At 39.2% G+C, this 19,961-nt stretch carries 19 protein-coding genes, 1 tRNA gene and 1 riboswitch; all 20 genes read right to left on the bottom strand.

The window, feature by feature from the left end:
• Positions 1-49: 49 nt before the first annotated feature.
• Positions 50-1,060 (bottom strand): tetratricopeptide repeat protein, encoded by a 1,011-nt coding sequence (locus PLANO_RS06105; RefSeq protein WP_231554757.1) that lies wholly within the window; start codon positions 1,058-1,060, stop codon positions 50-52.
• 841 nt (positions 1,061-1,901) lie between these two features.
• Entirely contained in the window at positions 1,902-2,759 is an 858-nt protein-coding gene (gene phaZ / locus PLANO_RS06095) for an intracellular short-chain-length polyhydroxyalkanoate depolymerase (RefSeq protein ID WP_038703581.1), read from the bottom strand.
• 311 nt (positions 2,760-3,070) lie between these two features.
• Positions 3,071-3,144, bottom strand: a tRNA-Arg gene (locus PLANO_RS06090).
• Positions 3,145-3,289: 145 nt separating this feature from the next.
• Entirely contained in the window at positions 3,290-3,895 is a 606-nt protein-coding gene (locus PLANO_RS06085; RefSeq protein WP_038703580.1) for an XTP/dITP diphosphatase, read from the bottom strand.
• Entirely contained in the window at positions 3,892-4,641 is a 750-nt protein-coding gene (gene rph / locus PLANO_RS06080) for a ribonuclease PH (RefSeq protein WP_038703579.1), read from the bottom strand. The genes PLANO_RS06085 and rph overlap by 4 nt, the downstream gene beginning before the upstream one ends.
• Positions 4,642-4,717: 76 nt before the next feature.
• Entirely contained in the window at positions 4,718-5,521 is an 804-nt protein-coding gene (gene racE / locus PLANO_RS06075) for a glutamate racemase (protein WP_038703578.1), read from the bottom strand.
• A gap of 16 nt (positions 5,522-5,537) precedes the next feature.
• Positions 5,538-5,990, bottom strand: coding sequence for a MarR family winged helix-turn-helix transcriptional regulator (locus PLANO_RS06070; RefSeq protein ID WP_038703577.1), 453 nt, complete (start codon positions 5,988-5,990; stop codon positions 5,538-5,540).
• Positions 5,991-6,064: 74 nt separating this feature from the next.
• Entirely contained in the window at positions 6,065-6,532 is a 468-nt protein-coding gene (locus PLANO_RS06065) for an acyl-CoA thioesterase (protein ID WP_038703576.1), read from the bottom strand.
• 198 nt (positions 6,533-6,730) lie between these two features.
• The gene (gene sdhB, locus PLANO_RS06060) at positions 6,731-7,501 is read right to left on the bottom strand and encodes a succinate dehydrogenase iron-sulfur subunit (RefSeq protein WP_038703575.1); all 771 of its coding nucleotides are present in this window, start codon (positions 7,499-7,501) and stop codon (positions 6,731-6,733) included.
• A 22-nt stretch (positions 7,502-7,523) separates the two neighbouring features.
• On the bottom strand, positions 7,524-9,272 hold the full coding sequence (sdhA, locus tag PLANO_RS06055) for a succinate dehydrogenase flavoprotein subunit (RefSeq protein ID WP_038703574.1): 1,749 nt from the start codon (positions 9,270-9,272) through the stop codon (positions 7,524-7,526).
• Between the two features lie 44 nt (positions 9,273-9,316).
• Positions 9,317-9,931: a succinate dehydrogenase cytochrome b558 subunit gene (locus tag PLANO_RS06050; protein WP_038703573.1), complete on the bottom strand. Its 615-nt coding sequence runs from the start codon at positions 9,929-9,931 to the stop codon at positions 9,317-9,319.
• A 354-nt stretch (positions 9,932-10,285) separates the two neighbouring features.
• A complete protein-coding gene (locus tag PLANO_RS06045) occupies positions 10,286-11,548 on the bottom strand; it encodes an aspartate kinase (protein WP_038703572.1) in 1,263 nt (420 codons plus the stop codon).
• Positions 11,549-11,674: 126 nt separating this feature from the next.
• Positions 11,675-11,849: riboswitch (Lysine riboswitch) on the bottom strand.
• Between the two features lie 36 nt (positions 11,850-11,885).
• Positions 11,886-13,682 carry an excinuclease ABC subunit UvrC gene (uvrC, locus tag PLANO_RS06040; protein WP_038703571.1) on the bottom strand — a complete coding sequence of 599 codons (1,797 nt, stop codon included), beginning with the start codon at positions 13,680-13,682 and terminating at the stop codon, positions 11,886-11,888.
• A gap of 50 nt (positions 13,683-13,732) precedes the next feature.
• A complete protein-coding gene (trxA, locus tag PLANO_RS06035; RefSeq protein ID WP_038703570.1) occupies positions 13,733-14,047 on the bottom strand; it encodes a thioredoxin in 315 nt (104 codons plus the stop codon).
• A 204-nt stretch (positions 14,048-14,251) separates the two neighbouring features.
• A complete protein-coding gene (locus PLANO_RS06030) occupies positions 14,252-15,217 on the bottom strand; it encodes an electron transfer flavoprotein subunit alpha/FixB family protein (RefSeq protein ID WP_038703569.1) in 966 nt (321 codons plus the stop codon).
• A 91-nt stretch (positions 15,218-15,308) separates the two neighbouring features.
• A complete protein-coding gene (locus PLANO_RS06025) occupies positions 15,309-16,082 on the bottom strand; it encodes an electron transfer flavoprotein subunit beta/FixA family protein (RefSeq protein WP_038703568.1) in 774 nt (257 codons plus the stop codon).
• Positions 16,083-16,102: 20 nt separating this feature from the next.
• Positions 16,103-16,876, bottom strand: a complete 774-nt coding sequence (locus tag PLANO_RS06020) for an enoyl-CoA hydratase (protein WP_038703567.1) — start codon at positions 16,874-16,876, stop codon at positions 16,103-16,105.
• A gap of 17 nt (positions 16,877-16,893) precedes the next feature.
• Positions 16,894-17,478 carry a fatty acid metabolism transcriptional regulator FadR gene (locus tag PLANO_RS06015; protein WP_038703566.1) on the bottom strand — a complete coding sequence of 195 codons (585 nt, stop codon included), beginning with the start codon at positions 17,476-17,478 and terminating at the stop codon, positions 16,894-16,896.
• Positions 17,479-17,590: 112 nt separating this feature from the next.
• On the bottom strand, positions 17,591-19,282 hold the full coding sequence (locus PLANO_RS06010; RefSeq protein ID WP_038703565.1) for an AMP-binding protein: 1,692 nt from the start codon (positions 19,280-19,282) through the stop codon (positions 17,591-17,593).
• Positions 19,283-19,531: 249 nt separating this feature from the next.
• Positions 19,532-19,945 (bottom strand): DUF350 domain-containing protein, encoded by a 414-nt coding sequence (locus tag PLANO_RS06005; RefSeq protein ID WP_038703564.1) that lies wholly within the window; start codon positions 19,943-19,945, stop codon positions 19,532-19,534.
• Positions 19,946-19,961: the final 16 nt, after the last annotated feature.

Below are 19,961 nucleotides of genomic sequence, written 5' to 3'. Positions count from 1 at the left end.
TTTGACAACTTCAATATTATAGCACAGATGCACACAGGTTCAACTATTTCTACCCATTACGCATCTCAAACCAAAGTTCAGCCTGTTGAATCCACTCTAATAGCTTTTCATCCTCTTCAAATGAACTCATTCCAGTAAATAACCCTGCTGTATATTCCATATACGCTTGCGCTATTTTCTCTTCATTAAAGTCATCCCACATAAACGGATAAAGCAAGTAAATATGACGTTCAAACAGCTCTTTTACTAACTCTAGGCGAGTTGGATCTTTTTCTAAAGCTCTTTCCATTAAAGAGGAGATTTTTTGTATGCGTTCATCATTAACTGGATCAGGTAGCTCACTAATCGTAAATACATCTTTGTAATGAAATTTCTGTACTCTTACTTCCGCTTCAATCTTTTCTTGAGACAGCATAAATAATATGTATGTTTTCGTCAACAAATCCGCTTCTACATGTTCAATAATTGCCAGCAGCTTTTTTTTGAGCGCTTGATAAGACGTAGTAGGCAACGATAGAATCAGTTGTTCTTGTTCTGAAGGGTGTAGTGACAGAAAGTTTTCTATCGCATAAAGCGATGCATCAACTTTCTCTGAAGTTGCATTTGCTGAAATGCGTTCGTTCAACTCTCGTAATTGCTGAAACTGTTCTAATCGTTCTTCAGGTAAAACTTTTTCTTCTATTAAAACCTCAATCATCTTTTCCGCTTCTTCAAATTCACGGACTTGCATTAAAATACTTATGTATAGCTCCATCGTCTCCAAGTAGTGGATCGGACCGATTTGCAATAATTCTCTGCACACTTCTAAAGCTTCCCCAAACTCTCCAAGTTCATACAGACAATATGTATAACCACCTAGTGCAGCTACATTAACAGGTTCATAACTTAGTACCTGATACAGACTGTCCCGGGCATCTTCGTACTTCTCTTCTTTTAAATAAGTCATTCCTTCTGTCAGTAAGCGATCTACTGTGGTTGGAAAGACAATGACGTTCCCCTTACGTTTTAACTCCCGGTATTTCTTTCGCACTTTACCACCTCTTTTGTGTTTCATAATCATATCATATTCCCTTTATGTAGAAAATAGTAACCTTTAGTCAATAAATCACTATAAAATTTTTATAGGTTTCATCGGAAAGCTCTAAAGTTTGTTGAGTAACTACCAACCTTAATTATAAACACAACTGATAATACCACCCCATATTGCTGTATAGCTCGGGAAAATTGTGATACTTGCAATACAATGCCACAACTAATCAGCCCAATTAATCCTAGCCAACCACACAACCATGCAATTTTAATTGATATTACTAACTATAGAATCATTAATGCCAACAACCCACCATTCCCAAACTCCCATACACAAGTAAGCGTATGATAATAAGCGAATGGATGATATTCAGCAGTCAAATATACTGAGTAATTAAAAGATACAACTGAAGCGACAGAAATAAAGATATTTAAAACGCTTTTAATGTGCTTTCCCCCAAAAAACGCGAAGAAATCTATTTGCTACTAAGAATACTAACAACCAAACTAAATAAAATTGAAACCGGATGCTTCCTGTTGGTAAATGTCGTTTCAATAATTTAACAACATAAGAAAAATATAAAACTTTACCGTTTTCTCGAGACATTGAAAAAAGCAATGTGGTAATTAAAAAGCCTATTACAACCAAGAAAATATTTACTTCGCTAGAAACACGATTAAACAATATGTGATAAATCGGCATCAATACGGCTGCAACTATTCGTAATCCTTTTAATTCGGGAAGAAAACGTCTTTTAGATTCCCAAATTTTTAGGATTAAAAATGAAAAAAGCGTAACCCTGGATGGATACGTTTTTTTCATTATGCTACAAAATGGATTATGCTTTAAATTGTTTGCACAATTCTTTATTTTATATAAAGAACTTTTCGATTTGTTCCTTTAGTTCAGGTAAATTATCCACAAACGGCGAATGTCCTGTATCAGTAAGTTGCGCATATGTTGCATTATCCCCGATATCATCTTTAATTTCATCGATCATTTGAGCTGGGATTATATTGTCTCGATCACCTCGTAAAATTAATACCGGGATCGTAATACCTTTCGCCTGATTTGTTCCATCTCTTACCCCATTATTGATTGATCCAATATTAAATGTATTGAGTGAATGTGCGACATCTACTATGTTTCTTTGTTTAAGCATATCCTCAACATACATTTCTTGTTTTTCAGGAGAGCGTTTTTTGTGCGTATAAATTCGAGCTTCCGAAAATGCGATAAACTCCTCGCGCCCTGGCTGTTTGGATGAATCATTTTCAATTTCTTCTAACGTAGTTTGTCGTTTTGTAAAGTCAGGTGTACCATCTGCATTCATTTCAAACATTGGTAAACCTCGAGTTGAAGCAGGATTTATCAATGCGAGTTTTTTGCAATGTCCGGGATAATCTACCTCAAACTGCATACATACTTGAGCTCCAGCCGACCAACCCGCCATATAAAAATCACCAATTCCAAGTTTATCAACAAAATCTTTAAGGTCATCCGAGAAGTCTTTAATCTGAGTCACTCGATGATTATATGATGATTCTCCAAACCCACGAAGATCAACTGCATATACTGTATATTTCGGATCAAGTACGCCAATTAGCTCTTCCCAAGCTAATGAAGAGTAAAAATTCCCATGGACGAGAAGTATTGTCTGTTCACCCCCATCTTTTTTTCGATAAGCGATGACTTCATTATTGTCTAGCGTAATTTGGGGTAAAGTCATTCGAATTCACCTCCTTAAGATACTTGTTTTATCTTATACAAATACAGTACCCGATGCACTCTCATACAAACTCTTTCCATACTTTGTGAAATCGGACTATTTGCGCACTCCACTTTTCCCTGTATATGTATTCAATTAACGGATTTTAGCCATAAAAAAAATCCCCTAATCAATTTGATTAGAAGATCAATTCGGTCTGCGTTAGGTGAGCGGGTCGAAAACAGGGGTATCACTCAACGGTTCTACTCCCCATCTTTTCCCTACGCGCTCTAAAATCCCAACACAACAATGTTTTATGTACATTCCTATAATGTCCCAGGAGGGATTCGAACCCCCGACCGACGCCTTAGAAGGGCGTTGCTCTATCCAGCTGAGCTACTGAGACGAAAGCTTTCTTAAAGATTAAACAATGACGCTTGCTGTTGCTTGCGACTTCGCTTTTCTTTTGAAAGACATTTTTAATTATAGAAATGATTTAAAGAAAAGTCAATGCTATTTTAAAAAAACATTAAAATTAGTTTTCGGTCAGATTAGTTTTGGTCACTCAGCCAATTTGGCATGCTTTGTTTAAGTTCACGCAACGCATTGCCACGATGGGAAATAGCTGCTTTTTCGTGTGGCATTAACTCAGCCATCGCTTTTTCTTGACTCGGTACATAAAAAATCGGATCATAGCCAAACCCGTTTTCACCTTGACGTGCATTTAAAATTCTGCCTTCACATGATCCCGAAAAAGTTTGTGTTTGTTGCCCTGGCGCCGCGATTGCTAATACGCAACGAAAGCGTGCTGTACGCTTGTCTTCTGCCACGTCAGTAAGTTTCTGTAGTACTTTATCAATATTCGCACTGTCGCTTTTTTCGCCACCTGCATAACGCGCAGAGTAAACGCCTGGTTCTCCATTTAATGCATCAATTTCTAAACCGCTGTCGTCCGAAATTACTGGGATGTTTAACTCTTTTGATACCGCTTCTGCTTTTAAGATGGCGTTTTCTTCAAACGTTACACCGGTTTCTTCTACATCAAGATCCTGTGCTACATCTAAAAGTGTTAATACTTCATACCCAAGTGGTGCAAGTAACGCTTCAAAATCTTTTGCTTTGCCTTTGTTTTGAGTTGCAATTACTATTCGTTTCATAGTTCTGCTGGCACCCTTTCACCGATTCGTTCTGACAATTCACCTAATGCATTTTGTTGCATTGCGATCAATTGACGAATTCCATCTTCTCCAAGATCCAGTAACTCGTTTAGTTGCGCACGGGTAAAGGTTGATTCCTCACCAGTGCCTTGTAATTCAACAAAATGACCTGCTCCAGTCATTACTAAATTCATATCCACTTCCGCACTTGAATCTTCTACATAATTCAAATCTAAAATCGGTCCATTTTCTGCAGTTACGCCTACACTTGTCGCTGCAAGAAAATCTGTTACTGGAAATTCTGTTAACTCAAGCTTGCCAATGGCCATAGTCATCGCAATAAAGGCTCCTGTGATTGAAGCTGTACGTGTTCCACCATCTGCTTGGATGACGTCGCAATCAATCCATAGTGTACGTTCACCTAGTTTTTCTAAGTCAACAACAGCGCGCAATGCACGACCGATTAACCGTTGAATTTCCATTGTACGCCCACCGATTTTTCCAGCCGAAGCTTCTCTTCGATTTCGGCTATTTGTTGCTCGTGGTAACATGGAATATTCAGCTGTGATCCAGCCTTTACCTTGGCCACGTAAAAATCCAGGCACTTTTTCTTCAATTGTTGCCGTACAAATTACTTTTGTTTGGCCCACTGTTATTAATACTGAACCTTCCGGGTGAATCAAGTAGTCAACGTCCACGGATACGGGACGCAATTCGTTTGTTTGTCTATTATCTATGCGTGTCATTAAAATCCTCCTTAATATATGCTCAATAGCTTACCATATTTCGTAGACAACGACAAAAACCTGACAGCGAGAGCTATCAGGTTTTTGGGAATCGGATTGAATAAATGATTGGCTCATCAATCTCTAACCATTTGCGCACAATCGAACCAAAGATCTGCGTAGATCCCGATGTATAAAAACGGTGCACCGGTGGTTTATCTCGGTCGGCAAATTGATTTTTATAGCTTAAGTAACGTTCAACGTCTTTCGCTGTTTCTTCTGCTGAAGAAAGAACGTGGACCGTATCTCCGAGCACTTCTTCGATAAACCCTTGCAATAACGGATAATGCGTACATCCTAAAATAGCTGTATCAAATTCCTCGTAGGCGATTGACGCCAATGTTTCTTGAACAATCCGATGTGCAAACTCCCCTTCGTATTCATCACTTTCTACTAGAGGGACAAACCGCGGACATGCAAGTTGAACAACGTGAGCAGAAGATACTAACGACAAAATGGCTTTTTCGTAAGCACCACTTTCTACTGTTCCAGCTGTACCTAACACAGCTATTTTATTGGTTGCGGAAGATTTAATCGCAGCACGTGCTCCCGGAAAAATCACACCGATTACAGGAATCGGTAAGTTTTTTTGGAGAGAGATTAATGCAGCCGCTGTGGCCGTATTACAAGCAATAACTAGCATTTTAATATTTTTCTTCATCAATGCATTTGCCATTTGCCATGTATAGGTACGTACTTCCGATAACGGACGAGGACCATACGGACATCTTGCATTATCGCCGATATAACAAATTTGCTCGTTCGGCAATAACCTCATAATTTCTTTTGCAACAGTGAGTCCACCGACTCCCGAATCAATTACTCCAATTGGCGCATTCAACGTCATCGCCTCTATCCTATTTCATGTTTGTGTGCAGTTTTTCAAGCAATGCTGCAAATTTCTCTGATTCATCTTCAGAGAAATTTTCTAATACCGTATTCAAGTATTCACGACGCTTTTGAATCACTTCTTCAATCACGCGTTCGCCTTCTTTTAATAATTTGATCCGGACAACGCGACGATCTTGTTCTTCACGTATACGGACGACCATTTCATTTTTTTCCATACGATCTACTAAATCTGTCGTTGTGCTAAATGCTAAATACATTTTGTTGGATAAATCGCCAATCGTCATATCTCCATGTTCAAATAGCCATTGTAAGGCAACGAACTGAGGCGGTGTTATCGTGTAGGAGCTTAATATTTCGCGTCCTTTTTGCTTAATAATCCCCGAAATATAACGTAATTCTTTTTCCATAAATGCGATGCGTTCTACATCAATTTCCATCTCTTTGTGATCCTCATTCATAACTAGTTACCACTCCTCAAAAACCCTATCATAGTTCTATAGTGCAGGTTTTTTATCGATATAGCAAGAGCTCCTTATTTTTTTGCAACTGCTAAATGTTTCATCTGCAGCATTTCAATTTCTTCTTTTGTCCACGGATAGCCTCTATTTGTTTGCTTAGATACTTGGACAATTGCGCCGCGACCAGTAAAACAAGTTTCTCCTTTTTCATTGACTGTCCAATAATGGACATCAACAGAAGAACTACCAATTCGAGCGATTTTGACATGAACATCTAGCTTTTCATCAAAATAGACTTGCTGAACAAAATCTACTTGCATATCTGCCACAACCGGAAACAGCTCATTACCCGCTTGGAGCCAGCGCTGCATCAAACCCATCTCTTTCATAAATTCGATACGCGCAAATTCGAAATATGCAATTGGTACTGTATTATTTACATGACCAAACATATCTGTTTCAGAAAAACGCACTTGAACAGGTGCAGAAAAGAAAAAGTCTTGCTTCCATTCTTCGAAATTCTCAATGTAATTTGCTTTCATAGCGACCTCCAGAAAAAAGACTTATTGTTTTAATTATGACTTTCACATAAAACATACCTATTTCAAAACTTTCGTTTCGAACAATTTGCACTTTAACTATATTTCATTTTATTAGTATATCAAAAACTTCAGAAAAGAGCAGACGTTTTTCTATAGATATAAATAAAAACCCCGCCGCGGCGGGGTTTTTACTAAATACTAATCAACCATTCTGTCGCTTCCAAAGAAGTTACGGAACATTTGAACTGTTGTATCACGGTTTAATGCTGCGATAGAAGTTGTCAAAGGAATTCCTTTTGGACAAGATTCAACACAGTTTTGCGAGTTACCGCAGCCTGCTAGTCCACCTTCACCCATAATCGCATTCAAACGAGCATCGCGGTTCATTGAACCTGTTGGATGCGCGTTCATCAAACGAACTTGTGAAAGTGGTGCAGCTCCGATAAAGTCAGATTTGTCGTTAACGTTCGGGCATGCTTCAAGACATACACCGCAAGTCATACATTTAGATAGCTCATATGCCCATTGGCGTTTACGCTCAGGCATACGTGGTCCATCTCCAAGGTCATGCGTACCATCGATTGGTACCCACGCTTTGACTTTTTTCAGAGAATCGAACATACGGCTACGGTCAATGACAAGGTCACGAACAACCGGGAATGTTTTCATCGGCTGAAGACGGATAGGCTGTTCTAATTGATCAACTAATGCTGTACACGATTGGCGTGCTTTGCCGTTGATAACCATCGAACATGCTCCACAAACTTCCTCTAGACAGTTCATGTCCCAAGTTACAGGCGTGGTTTTTTTCCCTTCCATGTTGACAGGGTTACGACGAATTTCCATCAATGCCGAAATGACATTCATGTTCATCTTATATGGCAATTCGAACTTTTCCCAATACGAATTTTCATCCGTAGAGTTTCTGCGTTCGATTTCAAATATTACCGTTTTTGCTGCTTCACCCATGGTAAATTAGCTCCCTTCATAATTATGCTTTTGCTGAGTAATCACGTTTACGCGGTGGAATCAATGATGTGTCGACTTCTTCATAATGGAAGATAGGTGCATCAAAGCCATTAAATTTAGCCATTGTCGTTTTCATAAATTCTTCATCGTTACGTTCCGGGAAATCCGGTTTGTAATGAGCCCCGCGGCTTTCGTTACGATTAAGCGCTCCGATTGTGATTACACGAGCTAAATGAAGCATATTGCGCAATTGACGTGTAAACATCGCGCCTTGGTTACTCCAAAGTTGCGTATCAGTAATACTGATATGGTTGAAACGCTCAAGAAGTTCTTGGAGCTTTTCATCCGTTTTTTGCAAACGATCATTATAACGTACTACTGTAACATTATCCGTCATCCACTCGCCCAATTCTTTGTGAAGAATATAAGCGTTTTCTGTACCGTCTAATGCTAAAATCTCTTCCCATTTGCGTTTTTCTTCTGCTTCATGTTGATCATAGATCGTTGAAGGAAGATCTTCCGCTAACACATCAAGACCATTGACATATTCAAGAGCGTTTGGCCCTGCGACCATACCGCCGTAAATAGCTGAAAGTAATGAGTTGGCACCTAAACGGTTACCGCCGTGCTGAGAATAATCACATTCGCCTGCTGCTAAAACACCAGGGATGCTAGTCATTTGATGATCATCAACCCATAATCCGCCCATCGAATAATGAACAGCTGGGAAAATCTTCATTGGTACTTTACGTGGGTCATCGCCTGTGAATTTCTCATAGATTTCAATGATTCCACCAAGTTTAATATCAAGTTCTTTCGGATCTTTATGTGAAAGATCCAAATAAACCATGTTCTCACCGTTAATACCAAGCTTTTGGTTAACGCAAACATCAAAAATTTCACGTGTTGCAATATCACGTGGAACTAAGTTTCCGTAAGCAGGATATTTTTCTTCAAGGAAATACCAAGGTTTGCCGTCTTTATATGTCCAAATACGTCCACCTTCTCCACGAGCCGATTCTGACATTAAGCGCAGTTTATCGTCTCCAGGAATCGCTGTTGGGTGAATTTGAATAAATTCGCCGTTTGCGTAGTATGCGCCTTGTTGATAAACGATAGAAGCCGCAGATCCTGTGTTAATAACAGAGTTTGTCGATTTCCCGAAAATAATCCCTGGTCCACCAGTTGCCATGATAACAGCATCTGCGCGGAACGATTTAATTTCCATAGTTGTTAAGTTTTGAGCTGTAATCCCTTTACCAGCACCTTGCTCGTCAAGAACAAGGCCAAGGAATTCCCAACCTTCATATTTAGTGATAAGTCCGGCTACTTCGTAGCGACGAACTTGCTCATCAAGTGCATACAATAATTGTTGACCAGTTGTTGCACCGGCAAACGCTGTTCTATGGTACATCGTGCCACCAAAACGACGGAAATCTAAAAGACCTTCCGGTGTACGGTTAAACATAACGCCCATACGGTCGAACATACGGATAATGCCAGGTGCTGCATCTGCCATTGCTTTTACAGGACGTTGATTCGCTAAGAAGTCGCCTCCGTAAACTGTATCATCAAAGTGAATATCCGGGGAATCCCCTTCACCTTTTGTATTTACCGCTCCGTTAATCCCACCTTGTGCGCATACTGAATGGGACCGTTTAACGGGAACGATTGAGAATAAATCGGCGGGTGCGCCTGCTTCTGCAACTTTGATTGCTGCCATTAAACCAGCAAGGCCGCCTCCGACGATAGAAATTTTGCCCTTCGCCATGTTTATATTCACTCCTCTTTTAGTTCACCAATGATTGAACGTTCTTAAACGAACGCAAACAATGCTCTCATACCAATAATCGATAATACGACAAATACTAGAAGCGTGAAATAAGTTGCGTTTTTTTGTGCTGCTGGAGTTTGTGTGATTCCCCACGTTACAAGGAAAGACCATAATCCGTTTGACAAATGGAACGTCGCAGATAAAACACCGATAATATAGAATACCAACATCCAAGGATTGCTTAAGATATTCGCCATCATGTTAAAATCAGCTTCAGCCGCTGCTCCAATCGCAACTTGGAATCTCGTCTCGAAGATGTGCCAAGCGATAAAGACTACTAGGAAGACACCTGTATAACGTTGTGCAACAAATAACATATTGCGCATATAGCTATAATGTCCAGGATTGTTCTTCGCAGTAAACGCTATGTATAAACCGTAGAAAGCATGATACATGAGCGGTAAGTATATGACAAAAATCTCCAAGAAAATAACGAATGGTAGATTTGCCATGAAGTGAGATGCAGTGTTGAATGCCTCTTCACCTTGTGTTGCAAAATGATTGACGATTAAGTGCTGTGTTAAGAATAAACCAATAGGAATAATCCCCAACAATGAGTGCAGCCTACGCATTAAAAATTCACGATTGTTATCCAAAATTTTACCCCCCTCAAAACTATAATTCGTAGCGTTCAAAGTAAACAATCTGAAAGAAAGAACCTGAAGCCACTCACCATCATGATACAATAATATGACATATTTATTGTACTCCCCCCCTTTAGGAGCGTCAAGGCAACGAAACGCTTTTAATCATATAGTTATCATCCCCTTTAGCGGCAATAAACAAGCTACTCCTACAAAAGCATTGTGAAATGTAAACGTTTTAATAGATTTACGGTAAAAAGCGATTCTCTAATTGAGAATCGCTTTTTCTAACTAATCTGCTAGGTTCACTCATGTCGCGATTGTTAACAACTTACAATTGAGAATTTGAACATTTTGTGAATATTTTCACGAACCTGCAGTTATAGTGGACTTCATCTTATCTTCAATCAATTCTTCTTTAGACAAACCATAAGCCTCATGCAATGCATTTGCTGATTTTGTCATGTCTGCTTCTGGTACAACTACTGAAATTTTAATTTCAGATGTGCTAACCATTTTAACCGGAATTTCTTCACTTCGTAGAATATCAAACATACGAGCGGCAACTCCTGGATTTGAAACCATACCAGATCCAACTATTGATACTTTTGATAATCCAACTTCTACATTCATAGAGAGGAAACCAATTTCTTCTTGTGACGCTATTAGCACGCAGCGTGTTTCTTCAAGACTTTCTTGACTGATTGAAAAAGATACTGACGGCGGGAATTCGTCGCTAATGCTTTGAACAATAATGTCAACATCAATTTGGTTTTCCGCAAGCTTATTAAAAATATTAGCGAGTGAGCCATTAAAAGGCTTTTTATACGTTATAGTGACGCGCGCGACTCCCGGTTCAAATGCCACACCTCTTACGATTAAGTTTGTTTCCACAGTGATCACCTCTTGTATGATTGTGCCAGGCTCGTCTGAATAGCTTGCTCTGACTGATAATGGTACTTGATTGTTTTTAGCAAATTCGACTGCACGTGGGTGCAGCACACCTGCTCCAAGATTCGCTAATTCTAACATTTCGTCATAAGAAATTTGCTGCAATTTACGCGCTCCTGTAACAAATCTTGGGTCAGATGTATAAACACCATTAACGTCAGTATAAATTTCGCATTTCTCTGCTTTTAACGCTGCTGCAAGTGCTACAGCTGTTGTATCTGATCCACCTCTACCTAGTGTGGTAATATTGCCAATTTTGTCTACTCCCTGGAATCCTGCTACTACACAAAAATAGCCATTTTCCAATACACGTTCAAGGCGTTCCGTATGGATCTGTTCAATACGCGCATTCCGCGGAACCGATTCAGTTTCAATGCCGGCTTGCCAGCCCGTGAATGACAAAGCTTCATGACCTAATTTTTTAAATGCCATAGCCAATAATGAAATGGTTACTTGCTCTCCTGTCGCTAACAACATATCCATTTCACGTTTTGGTGGCTCTGAAGAAATTTCTCCAGCTAAACCAAGTAATGTGTCTGTCGTTTTGCCCATTGCGGAAACGACGATGACCACGCGCTTGCCTTTTTCTTTTTCACGAATCGCTCTTTTTGCCACACCAATAATTTTCTCAGGTGTTGCAACAGATGTTCCGCCAAATTTCATTACGATTGTTTTCATTCGATCCACTCCCACATTTAGTATGTGGCCCTCAAAATGACTAGTGATTTCACAACTAGACACAAAAAGAGGCAGCCCACCGCAAACGCGGCAAACTACCTCTTTTATCATGTACGAAAAACGTCCATGTGAGATAGCCCTCCAGAGATTCACTCTGACAGCCCTGCACTTATTAAATGCAAAACCAGCATGCGTAAAAGCAGTTTAACGCACACTTCGGCGATCGCCCCTTTCACCATCCATCTCAGATTCTGCAAATCTCCGAATGCTTACTATTGACGTTCGCGCCTCTATCATCACTTTTCCAAGTGATTTAATTATTCACTACATTACCACGTTATGATTCACTTGGCAACGTATCTTCTGCAAAATGCTTTTCAATAGACTGTGCCAAAGCTTCAGGCATTCCTGCTTCTTTGATTTCTGCTACAGATGCCTCTTTGATTTTTTTGACAGACCCAAAATGTTTTAACAATTGCTGCTTACGCTTTGGACCTACTCCTTCCAACCCATCAAGTGCGGATTGAATTGAGTTTTTGCCCCGCAATTGACGGTGGAACGTAATAACAAATCGGTGAACTTCATCTTGTATTCGTTGCATCAAGTAAAAAGCTTCACTGGTTCGTTTCAGTGGCACAATTTCGACCGGTGAACCATATAGCAATTGGGAAGTTTGATGCTTAGCATCTTTCGCGAGTCCGGCAATAGGAATCGACAAACCAAGTTCGTCTTCTATAATTTCACGAGCTGACTCCATTTGTCCTTTTCCCCCATCAATAACAATCAAATCAGGTAAAGGCAAACCGTCTTTTAAAACGCGTGTATAGCGCCGGCGAATAACTTCACGCATTGCCGCATAATCATCTGGTTTTGAAGCATTGCGTGTTTTATATTTCCGATAATCTTTTTTAGAAGGTTTTCCGTCGATAAATGTAATCATCGCAGAAACAGCATCGGCACCTTGAATATGAGAGTTATCGAATGCTTCAATACGCAAAGGCGTTTCAATATTCATTGCTTCACCCAAGTCTACACATGCACCAATGGTTCGCTCTTCTTGACGTTCTAACAACTGGAACTTTTCTTTAATCGCTACTTCGGCATTTTTTTTCGCTAGCGCTACTAAATCTTTTTTCTTGCCACGCTGCGGAACTAGTACACGAACACCGAGCCATTCTTTTAACATATCTGGGTCATCCGCTTCCGGAATTAAAATTTCGCTCGGCTTAACATGATTGGCTTTTTCATAAAATTGACCAAGAAATGTTAAAAACTCTTCTTCAGGGTCACGGTATAGCGGAAATAAAGAAACGTCTCGTTCAATTAACTTGCCTTGACGAACAAAAAAGACTTGTACGCACATCCAACCTTTATCCACTGCATACGCAAATACATCGCGATTTGTAAAATCGTTCATCGCCATTTTTTGTTTTTCCATAACGGTTTCAATCATGTTAATTTGATCACGATATTCTTTCGCACGTTCATATTCCAAGTTCTCTGCCGCTTCAGACATTTTCCCAACCAATTGCTCTTTAACTTCACGGAATCCGCCATTCAAAAACTTTGTGATCCCATCAATTAATTCTTGGTATGTTTCTTTTTCAATCGGCTTTACACATGGCGCTAAACATTGCCCTAAATGATAATACAAACATACCCGGTCTGGCATGGTATGACATTTGCGTAAAGGATACAAACGGTCCAACAGTTTTTTCGTTTCTGCCGCGGCATAAGCATTCGGATAAGGTCCAAAATATTTACCTTTATCTTTTTTTACGTGTCTTGTCGTAATTAGTTTTGGATGACGTTCTCCTGTAATTTTCAAGTACGGATAACTTTTGTCATCTTTAAGCATAATATTGTATTTCGGATCGTATTTTTTGATCAAATTCAATTCTAAAATTAACGCTTCTTTGTCCGAAGACGTAATAATGTATTCGAAATCTACAATTTCATTAACCAAACGCTGTGTTTTTGTGTCGTGACTGCCCGTAAAATAAGAACGCACACGATTTTTCAAAACTTTTGCCTTGCCGACGTAAATAACCGTATTTTGACGATCTTTCATCAAATAACAGCCGGATTGGTCAGGCAATATTGCCAATTTATGTCGAATCAATTCATTTGCCATTTTTATCACCCTATTAAAAAACCGGGACCATCGCTGGACCCGGTTAAGAATTATGCGTGTTTTTCTACCAATTCAGCCAAAGCTTCTTTTGGTCGGAAACCAACTACTTTATCAATTGTTTCTCCGTCTTTCATCAATAGTAACGTTGGAATAGACATAATGCCGTAGTTTCCAGCTGTTTCTTGGTTTTGATCAACGTCAACTTTTACGATTTTAACTTTATCGCTCATTTCAGCGTCTAATTCTTCTAGCACAGGAGCGATCATTTTACATGGTCCACACCAAGTTGCCCAAAAATCTACTAAAACGAGTCCTTCTGATACTTCTTGTGAAAAGTTCTGATCTGTACCGTGTACAATTGCCATGAATAATTCCTCCTTATGATTAACCAAACTATATACAGAGTATAGCATGTGCCAAAAACACTAGCTATTTTTTTGCCTACTCTTTTGATACCCTTCATTTATTGGATTAAACGGATGTGCTTTGCTTTTCTTTCATTCTAAAAAAGACAAACAAAAACAGGTGAAGAAAAGAAATGCACTTTTCTCCACCTGCTAAAATTCATATTACATCACTTTTTTAAATTCTTCTGTCAGCATTGGAATGACATCGAACAAGTCACCAACGATTCCGTAGTCTGCTACTTTAAAAATGTTGGCTTCAGGGTCTTTGTTGATCGCTACGATTACTTTTGAGTTAGACATACCCGCCATATGCTGGATTGCTCCAGAAATACCAGCTGCGATATACAAATCAGGTGTTACAACTTTACCAGTTTGGCCAATCTGAAGTGAGTAATCGCAGTAATCCGCGTCACAAGCTCCACGAGATGCGCCAACCGCACCACCAAGTAGATTTGCTAATTCTTGTAAAGGTTCGAAACCTGCTGTACTCTTAACGCCGCGACCTCCAGCTACGATAACTTTCGCTTCTGAAAGATCGACACCTTCAGTTGATTTGCGAACAACATTTTTAATAATCGTACGCAAATTAGTAATATCAACAGACAGCGAACTCACATCTCCAGAACGTTCTTGTTTTTCAAGAGGCGCAATATTGTTCGCACGCACTGTAATAAAATCAATACCGTCTTTAAGTTTAACTTTTTCAAATGCTTTACCAGAGAAGATTGGGCGGATAAATACAGCGTCATCGCCTTCCCCTTCGATATCCGTTACATCTGAAATTAATCCAGCTTGTAATTTAGATGCAATTTTTGGTGCCAAGTCTTTACCGACCGATGTATGACCAAAAACAAGTCCTTCTGGATTTTCTTGTTCAACGACTGCCATGAATGCTTGACCATAGCCATCAGATGTATATGATTTCAAATGTGGATGTTCAACCGTAACAACACGATCCGCACCGTACGCAATTAACTCAGCGCCGAAGTCTGTAACCGCATCTCCGATTAAAACACCTACTACTTCTCCGCCGCCAGAAATTTTCTTAGCAGCCGCAATTGCTTCAAATGAAACATTACGTAAAGCGCCTTCGCGCGTTTCGCCTAAAACTAATACTTTCTTCGCCATAGTCCGTTTACCCCCTAAGTAGATGTGAAAACTGTTCCCGATTTTACGAGATAGAAAATTTATAATGTACTTTACAGAAATTTGAAGTTTATTATATTACTTTTGCTTCGTTACGTAGTAATCCAACTAATTCAGTTACTTGGTTAGAAAGATCACCTTCAAGAATACGACCAGCCGCTTTTTTCGGTGGCAGGTAGATTTCAATTGTTTCTGTTTTCGCTTCTACATCATCTTCCTCGATGTCTAAATCATCCAGTTCCAATTCTTCAAGCGGTTTTTTCTTCGCTTTCATAATCCCTGGAAGTGATGGATAACGCGGCTCGTTTAACCCTTGTTGAGCAGTTACAAGAAGCGGCAATGACGTTTCTAATTCTTCTGAATCGCCTTCAATATCACGAACGATTGATACTTTTTCACCATCAATGCTTAAGCTAGTAATTGTTGTCACGTAGTTGATGCCAAGTAAATCAGCAACACGCGGTCCAACTTGTCCAGACCCACCATCAATTGCAACGTTACCTGCTAAAATCAAATCTGCTTCTTTATCTTTCAAGTATTCAGCCAGTATGTATGCAGAAGTAAATTGATCCATTTCTTCAACATCATCTTCAGTATTGATTAATACGGCTTTATCAGCGCCCATTGCTAAAGCTGTACGAAGCTGTTTTTCTGCCTCATCATTGCCGATTGTAATTACTGTTACTTCTCCGCCATGTGCATCGCGAACAGTGATTGCTTCTTCAATTGCGTACTCATCGTATGGATTAATGATGAATTCCGCACCGTCTTCCTGGATTTTCCCACCTGAAACAACGATTTTCTCTTCTGTGTCAAACGTACGTTTTACTAATACATAAATGTTCATGAACGTAAACCTCCCGAGTATTATTTCCCTTTAAATTGTGCTTCGCGTTTTTCCAGAAATGCCTGGATTCCTTCTTTTGCATCTTCTGAAACAAATACTGTTCCAAAAGACTGCGCTTCTGCATCTACACCTTCATAATAAGATGCATGTTTAGTGTACTGCAACATTTGAATTGCCGCTTTAACAGAAACAGGACTTTTCTTCGCAATTTTGCGTGCAATTGTAAGCGTTTCCGAAAGTAAGTCTTCTTCTGCATATGCACGGTTAGCCAATCCATATTGCGCGGCTTCTGTTCCAGTGATTGGATCACTCGTTAATAACATTTCAGCTGCTTTAGCTGCACCCACATATCTTGGCAGGCGTTGTGTTCCAGCAAAACCGGGAATCAATCCTAATTGAAGTTCCGGTAATCCTAGTTTAGCATTTTCAGTGACAAATCGCATGTGACAACTCATTGCCAACTCCAATCCACCACCTAAAGCCGCTCCGTGGATCGCCGCTATGACTGGTTTATGGAAAGTTTCAACTCGTTCAAAAACTTTCTGGCCACTCGCCGATAACTTTGTAAATTCTTCTCCTGAAGATACTTGCGTAAATTCTTTAATGTCTGCGCCCGCGGAAAAGAACCTTCCTTCTCCGTGTAAGACAACGACACGAACTTCATCATCATTCTCTACTTGATTCAACAATTCATCGACTTCCATAATAAGTGAACGCGATAGCGCATTTGCTGGCGGACGGTTAATCGTCGCAACAGCTACACCATCTTCTTTTTTCCAACTAATAAATTCCATCTAATGAGCCCCTTCCATTAAGCTTGCATGCCTTTAAGCAGCAACCGTTGAACTTGTGGTGCGAGTTCGACTAAATTGTATTTATGTTCATTCATGACCCACGTTGTAATGGTCTCATCCATTGTACCAAAAACCATCTGTCTAGCTAAACGAATATCCATGTTTTTATCAAATTCGTCGTTATCCATTCCTTGAATCAAAATTTTATCCATTAGTTTCAAATACTCCCGGAGAACATTATTGATTTTCGTGCGAAGCTCATGGTTTGACTGACGCAATTCTAATTGTGTTACGATCGCTAAATGAATATCACTTGCTAACAGATTAAAATGGCTTTCAATCATAAGTCCTAACTTTGTTGCAGCACTCAAATCCCGCTCTATAATTTGTTCTAACTTATCGACGAAAAGGCCCATTTTATCCTGAAAAACAGATATTAAAATATCTTCCTTATTTTCAAAATATAAATATATTGTTCCGTCAGCTACACCTGCTTGTTTAGCGATTTTTGAAACTTGCGCTTGATGATAGCCATTTTCCGCAATAACAATAACTGCCGCGTCAATAATTTGCTTATATTTCGGCTTGTTTTTCTTCTCCAATATGTCACCACCCAAAAAAATATGAAAATATGAATGGCGATTCATTCATATTTTCATATTATCGTTTATTTTTTATAGTGTCAAGTTTTTATCAGCATAACACATTTTAACTTTATGAAGTTATTGCTTCGTTTTGTTTTGCTACTTCTTCGTCTACTAATGAACGACGTAGAATCTTACCAATCGCTGTTTTCGGTAATTCTTTGCGGAATTCATATATACGCGGCACTTTAAATGATGCTAACTGCTCACGGCAATGCACATCGAGTTCTTCTTCCGTTACAGTATATCCCTCTTTCAACACAATATATGCTTTTACCGTTTCACCCCGATATGGATCCGGGATTCCTGCTACGACACATTCTTGAATGGCCTCGTGCTCATATAGCACTTCTTCAATTTCACGTGGATAAATGTTAAATCCTCCAGCGATGATCATGTCTTTTTTACGGTCGACAATAAAGAAATGTCCGCTTTCATCCATATAGCCAAGATCTCCAGTTAACAACCATCCGTCAACAATAGTTGCAGCCGTTTCTTCAGGCTTATTCCAATATCCTTTCATAACTTGCGGACCTTTAATCGCAATTTCACCGATTTCACCATTTGGAATTGGGGTAGTAGTGCCTGTCTGGAAAATCTTACTATCTGTATCCGGATATGGAATACCGACAGATCCTTTTATCCGTTCGCCCCAAACTAAATTAGAATGTGTAACAGGAGAAGTTTCCGTTAAGCCATATCCTTCTACTAATTTCCCACCTGTTAATTCTTCAAATTTTTCTTGTATTTCTATAGGTAGCGGTGCTGAACCACTCATACAAGCTTCGATAGAAGACAAGTCGTATTTCGCAATATCCGGATGACTCATTAAGCCGATATACAAAGTTGGTGCACCTGGGAACAACGTAGGCTTTTGCTTATTAATTGTTTTCAATGCCGTTTCTGGATCAAATTTTGGCAATAACACCATTTTATTTCCTAGCATCACCGAAAGGATTAATACCGTCGTTAAGCCATATACGTGGAATAATGGGATAATACCCATTATGGTTTCTTCGCCTTTCTTGCATTTATATAGCCAGCTATCACACATTGTCGCATTGCTGATTAAATTTTTGTGCGTCAACATAACGCCTTTTGGAGAACCGGTTGTCCCTCCTGTATATTGCAATAAAGCTAGATCTTCTTCAAAATCAAAGGATGTCTCTCTAACAGTTGGTTGAGCCGTTTTCATGATTTCAGTAAACAAATGATTCATGCCTCTATGCTCGACCTTAACCGTCATGCCGTATTGTTTTTTCTGGATAAATGGATAAACTAGGTTTTTCGGGAAGGCTAAGTAATCTTTAATACCCGTTATAATCACATTTTCCAACTCGGTTTCTTTTAGCGCTTTCGAAATCCTTGGGAATAAAATATCTAAGCTAATAATTGCTTTTGCTCCCGAATCCTTCATTTGATAGACGATTTCGCGTTCAGTATAAAGTGGGTTTGTCATAACTACAATTCCCCCAGCATACAAGATGCCGTAAAAACTAATTACTGCCTGTGGACAGTTCGGCAACATAATCGAAACGCGATCTCCTTTTTGGATTCCTAGTTTTTGGAGATAGTTGGCGAACTTCATAGACGACTGATAAAGTTCCTCATAAGAAAGTTCTTTCCCCATAAAATGTATAGCTGTTTTTTGTGGGTATTTCTTGTATGACTGTGTTAAATATTCTTGCACAGCCATGCTTGGATAGGTAAGCGTATGGGGCACTTCTGGTGGATAATGCGCGAGCCAAGGCTTTTCAGTCATTCTTTTGACCTCCTAATTTTTGATAGAATCGTGCGAATATTCCTATTTCTTATTATAAAGAAGAATGATACCGCTTACAAACTTTATTTCTAGGAACTACGATGACAAAATTAAAATGCAAACAAAAAAAGCCAGCTACCAAGCTGGCTTTTATTTTTAAAAAAGAAACAAGAAAATAATCCCTACAACGATAAAGATTGCACAAAAAATAAATAAAATTTTAATGAGATTTTCCACAATGTCCAACTCCTACTGAATACTAGCCCCTATAACAAACGACAAACCGACAGAAATGGTCAGCGAAATAAAGCCAACTGAGCGATTATCCCGTTCAATTTCTTCATCCACTTTAAATTTCGGTGTTAAGAATTCAAATAAAATATAAGCAAATACTAACAAGGCAAAGCCGTATAGGCCCCATGCGACCATTTCGAACAATGAATTATGTTGTTCGATTGAAAAACGAAAGATATTGGTAACACCAAATATTTTTCCTCCAGTAGCCATTGCTACGGATAAATTACCTTTTTTGATTTGTTCCCAGTTATTGTACTTTGTCACCATTTCAAAAATTACCATGGCAACGATTAAACACAAAACAACTACACTAAAATAGCCAGCTGTCTCGACTAAAGGGTGAGTCCAAAATCCTGTTTCTGTCATTTCTTATACTCCTCTT

Origin of the sequence: Planococcus sp. PAMC 21323 (assembly GCF_000785555.1) — a bacterium.
Taxonomy (GTDB): domain Bacteria; phylum Bacillota; class Bacilli; order Bacillales_A; family Planococcaceae; genus Planococcus.
Note: the sequence above shows the minus strand (reverse complement) of the source record. Positions and strands in the feature narration are given on the sequence as shown.

Excerpts from the sequence above, each read along its gene's own strand:
- PLANO_RS06030 (WP_038703569.1), bottom strand. The coding sequence starts at position 15,217 with ATGGCGAAGAAAGTATTAGTTTTAGGCGAAACGCGCGAAGGCGCTTTA.
- PLANO_RS06065 (WP_038703576.1), bottom strand. The coding sequence starts at position 6,532 with ATGAAAGCAAATTACATTGAGAATTTCGAAGAATGGAAGCAAGACTTT.
- phaZ (WP_038703581.1), bottom strand. The coding sequence starts at position 2,759 with ATGACTTTACCCCAAATTACGCTAGACAATAATGAAGTCATCGCTTAT.
- PLANO_RS06105 (WP_231554757.1), bottom strand. The coding sequence starts at position 1,060 with ATGATTATGAAACACAAAAGAGGTGGTAAAGTGCGAAAGAAATACCGG.
- PLANO_RS06010 (WP_038703565.1), bottom strand. The coding sequence starts at position 19,282 with ATGACTGAAAAGCCTTGGCTCGCGCATTATCCACCAGAAGTGCCCCAT.
- uvrC (WP_038703571.1), bottom strand. The coding sequence starts at position 13,682 with ATGGCAAATGAATTGATTCGACATAAATTGGCAATATTGCCTGACCAA.
- trxA (WP_038703570.1), bottom strand. The coding sequence starts at position 14,047 with ATGGCAATTGTACACGGTACAGATCAGAACTTTTCACAAGAAGTATCA.
- sdhB (WP_038703575.1), bottom strand. The coding sequence starts at position 7,501 with ATGGGTGAAGCAGCAAAAACGGTAATATTTGAAATCGAACGCAGAAAC.
- PLANO_RS06045 (WP_038703572.1), bottom strand. The coding sequence starts at position 11,548 with ATGAAAACAATCGTAATGAAATTTGGCGGAACATCTGTTGCAACACCT.
- rph (WP_038703579.1), bottom strand. The coding sequence starts at position 4,641 with ATGACACGCATAGATAATAGACAAACAAACGAATTGCGTCCCGTATCC.
- sdhA (WP_038703574.1), bottom strand. The coding sequence starts at position 9,272 with ATGGCGAAGGGCAAAATTTCTATCGTCGGAGGCGGCCTTGCTGGTTTA.
- PLANO_RS06005 (WP_038703564.1), bottom strand. The coding sequence starts at position 19,945 with ATGACAGAAACAGGATTTTGGACTCACCCTTTAGTCGAGACAGCTGGC.
- PLANO_RS06020 (WP_038703567.1), bottom strand. The coding sequence starts at position 16,876 with ATGGAATTTATTAGTTGGAAAAAAGAAGATGGTGTAGCTGTTGCGACG.
- PLANO_RS06025 (WP_038703568.1), bottom strand. The coding sequence starts at position 16,082 with ATGAACATTTATGTATTAGTAAAACGTACGTTTGACACAGAAGAGAAA.
- PLANO_RS06070 (WP_038703577.1), bottom strand. The coding sequence starts at position 5,990 with ATGAATGAGGATCACAAAGAGATGGAAATTGATGTAGAACGCATCGCA.
- PLANO_RS06085 (WP_038703580.1), bottom strand. The coding sequence starts at position 3,895 with ATGAAACGAATAGTAATTGCAACTCAAAACAAAGGCAAAGCAAAAGAT.